This is a genomic window from Flavobacterium sp. ENC (assembly GCF_020991415.1).
Taxonomy (GTDB): domain Bacteria; phylum Bacteroidota; class Bacteroidia; order Flavobacteriales; family Flavobacteriaceae; genus Flavobacterium.
Genome location: NZ_JAJMOY010000014.1, coordinates 76,137 through 89,663, shown reverse-complemented (window position 1 = coordinate 89,663; position 13,527 = coordinate 76,137). Strand labels below are relative to the sequence as shown.

Below are 13,527 nucleotides of genomic sequence, written 5' to 3'. Positions count from 1 at the left end.
TCCATCAATTGACGCTGTCGCAGACAACCTTGGCTCGATCAACGGAAATGCAGGCGGTACGACAACAGTTTCACTAATTGCAGGTGACACTGTAAACGGAGCACAAGCCGTAATCGGAACCAATCCGGGAGACGTAAAATTAACCGTAACGACGCCAATACCGGCAGGACTTACGATCAATTCAAATGGTACAGTAACAGTTGCAGCCAACACACTGGCAGGAAGTTACAATGTAGAATACACAATCTGTGAAATTAACAATCCGGGGAACTGTGATACCGCGACTTCAACGATTGTGGTTACAGCAGCAATTTTGGTAGCGAATTTAGATGCAGTTCCTTCAACCCTTAGTTCAAATGGACCAAAGACACTCATAAATGTTTTTGACAATGACACTAAAAACGGAGCAGCTTTAATTCCATCAGATGTAAAACTGACGGTGACGACAGCCGATCCAAAAGGATATTTGACAGTAGACAGCAATGGAAACGCAATTTTAGGCGCCAACACTCCGGCAGGAATTTACCAACTGACCTATGAAATCTGTGAGTTATTAAACCCGACAAACTGCAGTTCAAACCAAGTGCAGGTAACAATCACAGCACCAGGAATTGATGCCGTTGCAGATAACCTGGGATCCATAAACGGAAATGCAGGAGGCACGACAGCAGTTTCATTAATTGCAGGCGACACCGTAAACACAATACAAGCCGTAATCGGAACAAACCCTGGAGACGTAAAATTAACCGTAACGACTCCGATACCGGCAGGGCTGACCATCAATTCAAATGGAACAGTAACAGTGACGGCCAACACACCTGCAGGAAGTTACAATTTAGAATATACCATCTGTGAGATCAACAATCCGGGGAATTGCGATACAGCCACTTCAACGATTGTGGTGACAGCAGCAACTTTGGTAGCGAATTTAGATGCAGTTCCTGCAACCCTTAGTTCGAACGCACCGAAGACACTCCTAAATGTTTTTGACAATGACACTAAAAATGGGACAGCCTTAATCCCATCAGAAATAAAACTGACGGTAACTACAGCCGATCCAAAAGGATATTTGACCGTAGACGTTAATGGAAATGCGATATTAGCAGCCAACGCTCCGGCAGGAACTTACCAACTGACTTATGAAATCTGTGAGTTGTTAAACCCAACAAACTGCAGTTCAAACGAGGTTAAAGTAACAATCACGGCACCGGGAATCGACGCCGTTGCAGACAATCTTGGTTCTATAAACGGAAATGCAGGAGGAACTACAACAGTTTCTCTAATAGCAAGTGATAACGTAAACGGAGCACAAGCCGTAATCGGAACAAACCCTGGAGACGTAAAATTAACCGTAACGACTCCGATACCGGCAGGACTAAGTATCAATACAAACGGAACAGTAACAGTGGCGGCCAATACACCGGCAGGCACTTATAATTTAGAATATACCATCTGTGAAATCAATAATCCGGGGAACTGCGATACGGCCACTTCAACGATTGTGGTGACAGCGGCAACTTTGGTAGCGAATTTAGATGCCGTTCCTTCAACCCTTAGTTCAAATACGCCAAAGACACTCCTAAATGTTTTTGGCAATGACACTAAAAATGGGACAGCCTTAATCCCATCAGAAGTAAAACTGACGGTGACTACAGCTGATCCAAAAGGATATTTGACAGTAGACACCAATGGAAATGCGATATTAGCAGCCAATGCTCCGGCAGGAACTTACCAACTGACCTATGAAATCTGTGAGTTGTTAAACCCAACCAACTGCAGTTCAAACCAAGTGCAGGTAACAATCACAGCACCTGGAATCGATGCCGTTGCAGACAACCTTGGCTCTATTAATGGAAATGCAGGAGGTACTACAACAGTTTCATTAATCGCAGGTGACACCGTAAACGGAGCACAAGCCGTAATCGGCACAAATCCTGGAGAAGTAAAACTAACAGTAACCACTCCAATCCCGGCAGGACTTACGATCAATTCAAATGGAACAGTAACAGTTGCGGCCAACACACCGGCAGGAAGTTATAATTTAGAATATACCATCTGTGAAATCAGTAATCCGGGGAATTGTGATACCGCGACTTCAACGATTGTAGTGACAGCAGAACTCTTATTGGCAAATGCAGATATAGTAGAATCAATAGTTGGAATCAATCAGCCAAAAAATCTTTTGAATATTTTTTCAAACGATACTAAAAATGGTTTTCTGATTGTGGCAAGCGAAATTAATCTGACTGTACTAACAACAGATCCAACAGGATTCGTCAAATTAAACCCTGACGGAACGCTGGTATTAGCAGCAAACGCACCGGCAGGAACGTATGAGTTAACGTATCAAATCTGTGAAAAATTAAATCCGACAAGTTGCAGTACGGCCTCTGTTAAGGTGACTGTAGTTGCGCCAACAATGAGCATAACAGCTACGGGTTATTGTGCTAATAATGTTCCGTATGTGACTTACAATGTGGTAGCAGATAATTTCACACCAACTAATCTGTTAACGATAAAATGGATTGATAGTGCAAACAATGTTGTCGCTACCCAAACTGATTTGCCATTGAGCGGAAATATTTTATGGCCGGGAGCAGTTATTGACAGCAACGGAAAAGGATTAGACTGGCCGGGATGGTTACTTGCCAATGGGCAATGGACAGAAGGTGCTGATGGATTTGAAAATACAAGACCGGCAGTGACAATGGAGTTTTCATTAAACCCTACAAAAAGTGTTGTTGTAAATTATCCGACAGCTACACCGCAATGTAATGCAAGACCAACGTTTACCATTCAGGCAAAAGACGACATGGCTGGCCCAATAGATGCAAGCAAAGGAGTAAATACCTCACTGAATATATTTGATAATGATATCCTAAACGGATCAGTAATAAATCCGGCAAATGCGGTTTTAAGTACGGTGATTCCAAATGCAAACCTGATTTTAAATCCTAATGGGGCTGTAGAGGTAAAACTGGGAACTCCGTCAGGAAACTATCAGTTGACGTATCAGATTTGTGATGTTTCCAATCCGTCTAATTGTAGTCAGGCGATTGTGACTGTTACCGTATTGAATGCCACTACTCCGATAAATCCAACAGCGCCGATTGTAGCAAATGATGATGCAGAAGTAGCGGTTGACGGAATAAACGGTTCTCTTGAATTTATAAATGTCCTCGACAATGATTTACTAAACGGAACGGCAATTAATCCAACGGATGTACTAATTACCAAGACTTCAGCAAGTCCTTATTTTGAATTGAATACAGATGGAACCGTAAACGTACTTCCAAATACTCCGGGCGGACATTATACTGTAACATATCAGATTTGCGAAAAAGCAAGCGCAACAAATTGCAGTTCTGCAACATTGCATGTTTTTGTTGAATTTCCGGCGATTGCGATTATCAAAACGGGAACCTTCAATGATGAAAATGCCAGCGGATTTGCCAATGCAGGAGAAACCATCACCTATAAGTTTAAGATAACCAATACAGGTAACGTTCCATTAAAAGGGATTACCGTTCGTGATCCTTTACCGGGTATTGAAGTCTCAGGTCAGGCAATTGATCTGGATGTCAACGAAACAGATGAAAACACTTTCACAGCACAGTATAAAATAAAACAGTCTGATATCAATCTTGGAAGTGTAAGCAATCAGGCAACCGCTCAGGGAGTTAGTGTCAGGGGAGTTGTGGTTGAGGATAAATCGGACAACGAAGACAATCTGGGAGATAAGCCTACGGTGTTAGCGTTAAATGGTTGTATGATTGAGCCTTTAAAAGCATTCTCTCCAAACGGAGACAATAAAAACACAAGATTTTACATTCGTGGAATCGAATGTTATCCTGAGAATACAGTTGAAATCTATAACCGCTGGGGTGTTTTGGTTTATGATGCTGATCATTACAACAATGAAGACAGAGTATTCAAAGGATTCTCAGAAGGCCGCGCCACCGTTAAACAATCAGACGGATTACCGGTAGGAACCTATTTCTACATTTTAAAATACAAAGACAGTGCCTCAAATTCACACGAATTAAGCGGGTACCTGTATATGAATAAATAAAAAAATATAAACGGTTTGGTACTAGCTGAACCGTTTTTAAAGCTTACTAAATGAAAAAGTTAATTTTAGTTTTTATGTTTATCTCGGTGGTGTGTTCGGCACAACAGGATTCTCAATTTACGCAATACATGTACAACACGATTGAAATCAATCCGGCTTATGCGGGTTCGCGTGGTGTCTTAAGTGTTTTTGGGTTGTATCGTACACAATGGGTGGGTCTGGACGGAGCGCCGGAAACCAGCACATTTTCGGTAAATACACCTTTAAACAACAGCAAATTGGGCTTGGGAGTTTCTTTGGTAAACGATAAAATCGGACCTACGAATGAAAACACGCTATCGGCCGATTTGTCTTATAGTATTCAAACCTCTGAATCCTTTAAGCTTTCGTTCGGAATAAAAGGAACTGCAAACCTTTTTAATCTCGATGTAAATAAATTGACTTATGAAGATCAGAACGATCCGCAATTTCAGGATTTAAGCAACAAAATTACGCCAAATGTAGGAGCAGGGGTTTATTGGCATTCCGATAAAATGTATGTGGGATTGTCTGTTCCGAATTTTATAGAAACCAAACGTTACGACGATAACGACACCGCAATTTTTAAGGAGAAAATAAATTACTATTTCATGGCAGGTTATGTGTTTGATTTAGATCGTCTCGAATATATCAAATTCAAACCGGCAATATTGACCAAAATGGTGGAAGGAGCTCCGCTGCAGGTTGATGTTTCGGGTAATTTTATGTTTAATGATAAGTTTGTGGTTGGCGTTGCCTATCGCTGGAGTGCATCGGTAAGTGCCATGGCCGGTTTTCAGGTGACCAAAGGCATGTACATTGGTTATGGATATGATCATGAAACGACTCAGTTAAGAAAATACAATTCGGGTTCACATGAAATTTTCCTTCGTTTTGACTTTTTCAATAATTACAACAAACTGACCTCACCAAGATTCTTTTAATTGACTAAATATGAAAATTAAAAACTTAGTTTACTCCTTTTTGTTTTTCTGCTTTTTATGCAATGCGAATGCTCAGACGGGAAGTATCAAAAAAGCGGATAAAAAATACGATAGTTACGCTTACGCAGATGCCGCAAAAAGGTACGAAAAGTTAATTAAAAAGGGGTATAGAGAAGAGCGAATATTACAGAGACTTGCTAATTCCTACTATTTTACAGGCGATTTACAGCAAGCCTTACAATATTACGATGAGTTATTCCTGTTGAATGATAATCAGGATGCCGATTATGTATTTCGGTATTCCCAATGTTTAAAAACGGACGGAAATTATACGAAATCAGATCAGGTTTTAGAAAAATTCAGTCAAAAAGCACCCTCAGATCAGAGGGCGATTTTGTTTAGCAAAAACCGAAATTATTTAGAAGATATTAAAACCAATTCAGGCCGTTTTGAAATCGCCGATGCCGGAATTAATTCCAAAGATTCCGATTACGGAAGTACGGTTTTAGGCAACAAATTAGTTTTTACATCGGCCAGGGATACCGGTTCGATCGTAAAGAAAAGTTTTAAGTGGACCAACAAATCGATTTCGACTTTGTACGCTGTTGAAATGATGCCCGACGGCAGTATTGGAGAAACAATGTTTTTTCATAAAAAGAATTTAAGTACCAATTTAAATCAGTCGACACCCGTTTTTACAAAAGACGGACGAACGATGTATTTTACCCGAAATAATTCGGTAAACGGAAAAAGAAAAGAGAACGAAAATAAAGTGTCGTTTTTAAAACTGTTTAAAGCCTCTCTTGTCAATGACGAATGGGTAAATGTACAGGAACTACCTTTCAGCAGTGACCAGTACAGTGTGGCGCATCCTGCCTTAAGTGTGGATGAAAAAACATTGTATTTTGCATCAGACATGCCGGGAACATTGGGACAGTCAGACATTTTTAAAGTGAGTATAGGAAAAGATGGGACTTTTGGTACACCGGAGAATTTAGGTTCGGAAATCAATACCGAAGGAAGAGAAACATTTCCGTTTATCTCAGACGACAACGAACTTTATTTTGCCAGCGACGGTCGTCCGGGTCTTGGCGGACTGGACGTTTTCGTTTCCAGAATAACCAGGAAGGACACTTTTGATGAAGTACTAAACGTGGGAGAACCCATCAATAGCAGACAGGACGATTTTGCATTTGTCATAAACAGTAAAAACAGAAACGGATTTTTTTCCTCCAACAGAGAAGGCGGTCATGGACTGGACGATGTATACCGTTTTACCGAAATTCGAAAACTGATCTGTGAGCAGGATTTGTCAGGTACAATTACAGATGCCGAAACCAAGGAAAATCTTTCGGGAGTGGCTTTAATTTTGTTCGATGAAACGCGTCAGAATTCTCTGGAAGCGGTCTCGGATCAAAATGGCAATTATATTTTTCCGAATGTAAAATGCGGTAAAAAGTATTTTATCAAAACATCCAAGGCTGATTATGAAATCAAGGAAGCTCCGATAAGCATAAAAAAAGCATCCGGAAAAACCACCTTTATGATCGAGCTGGAAAAGAAGGCCAAACCGATAGTTGCCAAAACCATCGAAGTCAAAAAAATCAAGATTAATTCCGTTACGCTTAAGCCTATCGCAGTTGGGACAGATTTGGCGAAATTGCTAAATATCCCGATGAATTTTTTCGATTTGGGAAAAGCCACCATCAAGAAAACATCAGAACCGCAATTGCAGAAACTGGTAGATGTTTTGAAACAATATCCGACCATAAAACTCGATATCCGTTCGCATACCGACAGCCGGCAATCCGCTTCGAATAATATGATCCTTTCCGAAAAAAGAGCACAATCGACCAAAGACTGGCTGATTCAGAAAGGAATTGACGGCAGCCGACTGGCCCCAAAAGGATTCGGAGAAACCCAATTGGTCAACAAATGTGCCGACGGTGTAAAATGTACCGAAAAGCAACACCAGCAAAACAGACGAAGCGAATTTATTATTACGAATTTATAATTTCATTATTACTTAAAAATATCCCTTTTCTAAATTTTAGAAAGGGGATTTTTTTAGTTATAGCCTCAAGCCATTCTGCGCAGATAATTTCCTCCAGCTTGTCATTTCGACGGAGGAGACTCGAGCGATAGCGATTCGTCCAGCTTGTCATTTCGACGAAGGAGAAATCTTCGCGACAAAATTCTACAAAGCTTAGAAATACTTTGTAGAGTTACTTGTGAAGATTTCTCCTTCGTCGAAATGACAAAAATGACGCTAATGCTGAAACTGAGAATAATGCAGCAATAAAATAAAACTTTTTCAATTATCTATTCATGAATGTTTTAAGAATCTGCAAGGCACATTTTATTAATTTCATCGAATACCTCAAATTCATCCAAAGGAAACATTTCCAGTACCATTTCTAAAATCAGCATCACATTAATAGAAGAGCCTTGGTCTGTCTGCGAAATTGTATGTTCTTGCTGTTCCAATGCCAGAATGCACATTTTTAGCATATTGGTGATTGTAGAGCCAAGCTCGTAATAATTCTGTAACTTAATTTGAGCAGTATAATAACTTCTTGTCTTATCAGTATACGGTTTTTTAGGATTGAAATACGGAGCAATTAATTTTTTAAGATTTTCTAATTTTTTAATTTCATTTTTTTCCATGATAGCTTTTTTATAGATTATAATTAAGATCTAAAGATTGATATCTTATTTTCCTACAAGTCAAACTTAATGAATTGTAGGAAAAAAGCACGAGACATATATGTCCTGTTGATAACTAATGCAATTTGCAACTTCTAGTTATTAATTTTAACATACGATAATATGTGCTTCGATTATTTTTTTAATAAATATGTAAATATTTGAAAATATGTGCTTTAATAAAAAAAAATCTTAAACGTTTACAGATGTATTTATGTTTAAAAAATTTTATTTTATTTAAGTTTTTTCTTACTTTTGTTTATTTTTTGATTTAGTAAGCTATATACTCGCAATAAAGTGAAATTAAGCAGGTGATTTTTTTTCCACTTGGAAGTATAAAGTTTTAAAAATGACAATAAAGAACTGCTTGATTTGAATAAATTGGTGCAATTTTAAATAACACAAAATGAAATATGGCTAAGAAAAATATTGATTTTAATTCTAGAAAATACATGGAAATGGCTATTGCAGAAATGCATAAGTCGATCCAGGAACCTCGTCAAGACAAAATAAGTCCAAAAGTAGGTGCTATTTTAGTAAAAGCTAATGGTGAGGTAGATAGTAGTCACAGGGGCGAATTACGCCATGGAGACCATGCCGAATTTACATTGTTAGAGAGAAAACATCGTAGTGATAATGTAGATAATTCTGTACTTTTTGCAACATTAGAACCTTGTGCCCCAGGAGCAAGAAAACGCCCTAAACTGGGTTGTGCCGAAAGAATTGTAAATGCGCGTATTAAAAAAGTGTATGTTGGTATTGAAGACCCAGATCCTTCAGTGGATAGAAAAGGAATACAATATCTTATCGATAATGGTATCGACGTAGAAATGTTTGATCCAGATTTACAAAAAGAAATTCGGGAAGCAAATAAACAATTTATTTTAGAAGCTGAAGATAGGGCAAAGAAAGTTAAAGAAGTTAAAGAAAACATAGTGCTTTCAAAACTTGAAAATATAGAAATAAAAGCAAAAATTACGGATTTATCAAATAAAAAACTTAACCAATTTATAGATATAGCTAAACTTGGTGTCAAAGCGAACTCTAATGATTTTTTTCATATTTTCGACCAATTGGGACTTATCGAAAATAAAAACGGCATATATTCCCCTACTGGAATTGGATTGTTGCTTTTTGGTACAAGGCCACAGTTAGTTTATCAAAATGCTTTAATTAGGGCGACATATAAATCAGCAAATAGGAAAGAGAAATTAGAAACCATTGAAGGGCCAATAATTAATCAAGCCAATGATGCAATAGAATGGTTTAAAGATGTTATTGATAAACAAATTGATAGATCTAATGCTCAAAGAGAAACAATTTATGATTATCCGTCTGATGTAATACGTGAAGCTATAATTAATGCTATAGTGCATAGAGATTATAATATACAGGGTGCTCCAATTTATTTAGAGGTAAATGATGACGCTATTGTTGTAAAAAGTCCAGGTTATCCGGTAAAACCAATAAAGCTTGAACAAATACAAAAATTCAATGCACCTTCATTAAGCAGAAATCCTAAAATAATGTATGTTTTTGACCAAATGAAATTGGTAGAACAAAGAGGGCTAGGATTTGAAACGATTAAAGATTTACCAATCAAGTACAATTTACCTCTTCCTATTATAACTTATAATGAACCATATTTAGTTTTTAATTTTCCAAGAAGCTTACAATCTGTAAAAAATATCAATTCACATATCAATCTAAAAGAATTAAGCAATCAACAGCTAGCAGGATATGAATGGTTAAGATCGATTGAAGAAGCAAGTACCAGAGAATATTCTTCTAACTTTAAGATAGGTTATAAAACAGCACAAAGACATCTGACAAAGATGAAAGTTTTAGGGCTTATAGAAGATAATGGATTAGAAATCAATTCACCTAATTATAGATATAAAATAAAACAAAACTTGGACATATAGTTGGACAAGGTGTCCAAGTTAAAGTTAATTATGTCTTATGAATACCTTGGTTGGACATTTAGTTGGGCATAGTGTCCAAGTGATAAAGTTTATATTCTAGAATATAAAAAAAACTTTTTTAATAAATATGTAAATAGCTGAAAATCTGAACTTTTCACAAAAAAGTCTTAAAATTCCTTCCTTTTTTTAAAGTAAAATTTCCAAAAGTTGAAATAAACCGTATTATATTTAAAATGAATACGTTAAGTTTTAAAAAATCGATTTCGTTGTCGTGTGTATGCAATTTTTTTTAACTTTATAGGACTTAAAATTTTTCAGATATGACTGTAGATCAAATACTAAACGCAAAAGGGAAAAATGTTTATTCGGTACGCTCCACCACAACGGTTTATGAAGCACTGAAAGTAATGGGAGAAAAAAACATAGGAGCAATTCTGGTGATAGACGGATCCGATTTAAAAGGAATATTATCCGAAAGGGATTATGCCCGAAAAATTGTTCTGAAAGACAAATCTTCAAAAGAAACATTTGTACACGAAATTATGGAAAGCACGGTTTTCTCGGTAAAACTTTCCAATAATATCGAAGACTGTATGGAACTCATGAGCACCAAACGCATCAGGCATTTACCGGTTTTAGAAAACGGAATCGTCGTTGGAATCATCTCCATAAGTGATGTGGTGAAGGCCATTATCGAAATTCAAAAAGATACCATTCATCATTTAAATTCTTATATTTCACAGTAAGTAAATTCTAAAAAATAAGCCTTAAAAAATAGTCCGGATTCTGCCGGACTATTTTTTTGTGAGGGCTGCAATTGTTATTTTAACAAAAGAAAGCGACAAAAACATGCCATTTTAAATGAAGACTTATATCTTTGTAAGCTAGAATAAAAGCTAAAAACAATGAGTAAAGACAGTAAAAGAGAAGAGGCATTATTATACCATTCAAAGCCGACTCCGGGAAAAATTCAGGTAGTTCCAACAAAGAAATATGCGACACAAAGAGACTTATCTTTGGCATACTCTCCGGGAGTTGCAGAGCCATGTTTAGAAATTGCAAAAAATATTGACGACGTATATAAATATACAGCAAAAGGGAACCTGGTTGCTGTAATTTCAAACGGTACAGCTGTTTTAGGACTTGGAGATATTGGTCCTGAAGCTTCAAAACCGGTTATGGAAGGAAAAGGTTTGTTGTTTAAAATATTCTCTGATATTGATGTTTTTGATATCGAAATCGGAACGAAGGATATTGAAGAATTTATCCAGACGGTAAAAAATATTGCCCCGACTTTTGGAGGAATCAATCTGGAAGATATTAAAGCGCCTGAATCTTTTGAAATCGAAAGAAGACTTGTAGAAGAATTAGATATTCCGGTAATGCACGATGATCAGCACGGTACGGCTATTATTTCTTCGGCAGCTTTGATCAATGCATTAGAACTGGCAGGAAAAAAAGCAGAAGATGTAAAAGTGGTAGTTTCGGGAGCAGGTTCGGCTGCAATCGCCTGTACGGACTTATATGTTTTACTGGGCGTAAAAGTAGAAAATATTAAAATGTTTAACAGTAAAGGACTTTTAACGAAAGACAATCCTTCACTATCAGAACTACAATTGAAATATGCGGTAGACGGTGCAAAAATTGAATTATCAGAAGCTGTGAAAGGCGCTGATGTTTTCATCGGATTATCGTCAGGAGATATTCTTTCGCCTGAAATGTTACTAAGCATGAATGACAATCCGATTGTTTTTGCGATGGCAAATCCGAATCCGGAAATCGATTATAATTTAGCTACAGAAACCCGTAAAGATGTTATTATGGCTACAGGCCGTTCTGACTTTCCTAATCAGGTAAATAACGTTTTAGGTTTTCCTTATATTTTTAGGGGAGCATTAGACGTAAGAGCTACAAAAATCAACGAAGCGATGAAAATGGCTGCTGTAAAAGCATTGGCTATTTTAGCAAAAGAACCCGTTCCGGAGCAGGTAAACGTAGCTTACGGAGCAACAAAATTAGGTTTCGGTAGAGATTATATCATTCCAAAACCATTCGATCCAAGGTTGATTACGATTGTAGCACCGGCGGTTGCAAAAGCAGCCATGGAATCGGGAGTGGCCAAAAATCCTATTACAGACTGGGCAGCCTATGAAGACGCGCTTCGCGAACGTATGGGGAACGACAATAAAATGGTTCGTCTGATGACAAACCGTGCTAAAATGGATCCAAAACGAATTGTTTTTGCAGAGGCAGATCAGTTAAATGTCTTAAAAGCAGCTCAGATTGTGTATGAGGACGGAATTGGTTTTCCAATTTTATTAGGAAATAAAGAGGTGATTTTAGAGCTGAAAGCCGAATTAGGTTTTGATGCCGAAATAGAAATTATTGATCCCAAAACGAGTGAAGAAGAAGCAAGAAGAAACAGATTTGCCACTTCGTACTGGGAAACCAGAGACAGAAGAGGTGTTTCGTTACTTGACTCTCAAAAATTCATGCGCGAAAGAAACTATTTTGCCGCCATGATGGTCAACGAAGGGGAAGCAGATGCTTTGGTTACAGGTCACACCAGAAGTTACCCAAGCGTGGTTAAACCAATGTTACAATTAATTGAAAAAGCACCCGGAGCATCACTGGTTGCAACAGCAAACATGATGCTGACTTCCCGTGGGCCAATGTTTTTATCCGATACGGCAATCAATATTAATCCATCTTCAGAAGATTTGGTTAATATTGCGATCATGACAGCAAAAACAGCCAAAATGTTTGGTGTTGAGCCTGTTATCGCAATGGTTTCGTTTTCAAACTTTGGTTCTTCAACAAGTCCCGGGGCGTCAAAAGTAAGAGAAGCAGTAGCGTATTTACACAAAAACCATCCGGAATTAATTGTTGACGGAGAAATTCAGGCCGATTTTGCCCTGAACCAGGAGATGCTGGCAGAGAAATTCCCTTTCTCTAAATTAGCCGGTAAAAAAGTAAATACATTGATTTTTCCAAACTTAGAATCAGCGAATATTACGTATAAATTATTGAAAGAATTGTACAAAGTAAATTCAATTGGTCCGATCATGATGGGAATGGGTAAACCAGTCCACATTTTCCAATTAGGAGCAAGCGTTGAAGAGATGGTTAATATGGCTGCTATTGCAGTTATTGACGCTCAGGAAAAAGAAAATAAAAAAAATAAACTGGCTAAATAGTAAAGACAATAAGGATCAAATAATATTGTCTTATTTTTATTGCATTTTTGTTATATTTGAGCCTAATAAATTACACTATGATAGCACATTTGCAGGGGAAATTGGTTGAAAAGAATCCAACAGACGTCATAATTGACTGTGGCGGAGTTGGTTATCAGGTAAATATATCTTTACACACCTTTTCATTAATTCCCAATGCTGAAAATATAAAACTGTATACGCATCTTCAAATCAAAGAAGATGCGCATACTTTATTTGGTTTTGCAGAGAAATCAGAGCGCGAAATTTTCAGAATGCTCTTATCTGTTTCGGGTATCGGAGCCAGTATTGCACGAACAATGTTATCTTCGATAGAACCCCGACAAATTATAAACGCCATTGCCTCTGGAGATGTGGGTGTTATTCAGTCTATAAAAGGGATCGGAAGCAAAACAGCACAGAGAGTTATACTTGATTTAAAAGAAAAAGTGTTAAAGTTATACGATTTGGATGAAGTTTCAGTAGTTCAGAACAATACAAACCGGGATGAAGCGTTATCTGCTTTGGAAGTTTTAGGTTTTGTTCGTAAAACTTCAGAAAAAGTAGTCGAAAAAATCGTAAAAGAAGATCCGGAAGCAACTGTTGAAACGATCATTAAAAAAGCATTAAAAAGCTTATAAACTCAA

At 37.4% G+C, this 13,527-nt stretch carries 8 protein-coding genes; 7 read left to right on the top strand and 1 reads right to left on the bottom strand.

What is annotated here, in order from left to right; genetic code table 11:
- The 3 genes from LPB89_RS21570 to LPB89_RS21560 all read left to right on the top strand — a co-directional run.
- On the top strand, positions 1-4,072 hold a 4,072-nt coding region (locus LPB89_RS21570; protein WP_230703678.1), incomplete at its 5' end, for a gliding motility-associated C-terminal domain-containing protein.
- Positions 4,073-4,122: 50 nt separating this feature from the next.
- A complete protein-coding gene (locus LPB89_RS21565) occupies positions 4,123-5,034 on the top strand; it encodes a type IX secretion system membrane protein PorP/SprF (RefSeq protein ID WP_230703677.1) in 912 nt (303 codons plus the stop codon).
- A 10-nt stretch (positions 5,035-5,044) separates the two neighbouring features.
- Positions 5,045-7,048 (top strand): OmpA family protein, encoded by a 2,004-nt coding sequence (locus LPB89_RS21560; protein ID WP_230703676.1) that lies wholly within the window; start codon positions 5,045-5,047, stop codon positions 7,046-7,048.
- Between the two features lie 323 nt (positions 7,049-7,371).
- On the opposite strand, the gene LPB89_RS21555 is transcribed toward LPB89_RS21560, so the two are convergent.
- Entirely contained in the window at positions 7,372-7,701 is a 330-nt protein-coding gene (locus LPB89_RS21555; protein ID WP_230703675.1) for a hypothetical protein, read from the bottom strand.
- A gap of 452 nt (positions 7,702-8,153) precedes the next feature.
- Between LPB89_RS21555 and LPB89_RS21550 the strand changes: the two genes are divergently transcribed.
- The 4 genes from LPB89_RS21550 (at position 8,154) to ruvA (ending at position 13,521) form a co-directional block, all read left to right on the top strand.
- Positions 8,154-9,665, top strand: coding sequence for an ATP-binding protein (locus tag LPB89_RS21550; RefSeq protein WP_230703674.1), 1,512 nt, complete (start codon positions 8,154-8,156; stop codon positions 9,663-9,665).
- A gap of 320 nt (positions 9,666-9,985) precedes the next feature.
- A complete protein-coding gene (locus LPB89_RS21545; protein ID WP_127337695.1) occupies positions 9,986-10,411 on the top strand; it encodes a CBS domain-containing protein in 426 nt (141 codons plus the stop codon).
- 159 nt (positions 10,412-10,570) lie between these two features.
- Positions 10,571-12,862: an NADP-dependent malic enzyme gene (locus LPB89_RS21540; RefSeq protein WP_230703673.1), complete on the top strand. Its 2,292-nt coding sequence runs from the start codon at positions 10,571-10,573 to the stop codon at positions 12,860-12,862.
- A gap of 77 nt (positions 12,863-12,939) precedes the next feature.
- Positions 12,940-13,521 (top strand): Holliday junction branch migration protein RuvA, encoded by a 582-nt coding sequence (gene ruvA, locus LPB89_RS21535; protein WP_127337693.1) that lies wholly within the window; start codon positions 12,940-12,942, stop codon positions 13,519-13,521.
- Positions 13,522-13,527: the final 6 nt, after the last annotated feature.

Excerpts from the sequence above, each read along its gene's own strand:
- LPB89_RS21550 (WP_230703674.1), top strand. The coding sequence starts at position 8,154 with ATGGCTAAGAAAAATATTGATTTTAATTCTAGAAAATACATGGAAATG.
- LPB89_RS21565 (WP_230703677.1), top strand. The coding sequence starts at position 4,123 with ATGAAAAAGTTAATTTTAGTTTTTATGTTTATCTCGGTGGTGTGTTCG.
- LPB89_RS21545 (WP_127337695.1), top strand. The coding sequence starts at position 9,986 with ATGACTGTAGATCAAATACTAAACGCAAAAGGGAAAAATGTTTATTCG.
- LPB89_RS21560 (WP_230703676.1), top strand. The coding sequence starts at position 5,045 with ATGAAAATTAAAAACTTAGTTTACTCCTTTTTGTTTTTCTGCTTTTTA.
- LPB89_RS21540 (WP_230703673.1), top strand. The coding sequence starts at position 10,571 with ATGAGTAAAGACAGTAAAAGAGAAGAGGCATTATTATACCATTCAAAG.
- ruvA (WP_127337693.1), top strand. The coding sequence starts at position 12,940 with ATGATAGCACATTTGCAGGGGAAATTGGTTGAAAAGAATCCAACAGAC.
- LPB89_RS21555 (WP_230703675.1), bottom strand. The coding sequence starts at position 7,701 with ATGGAAAAAAATGAAATTAAAAAATTAGAAAATCTTAAAAAATTAATT.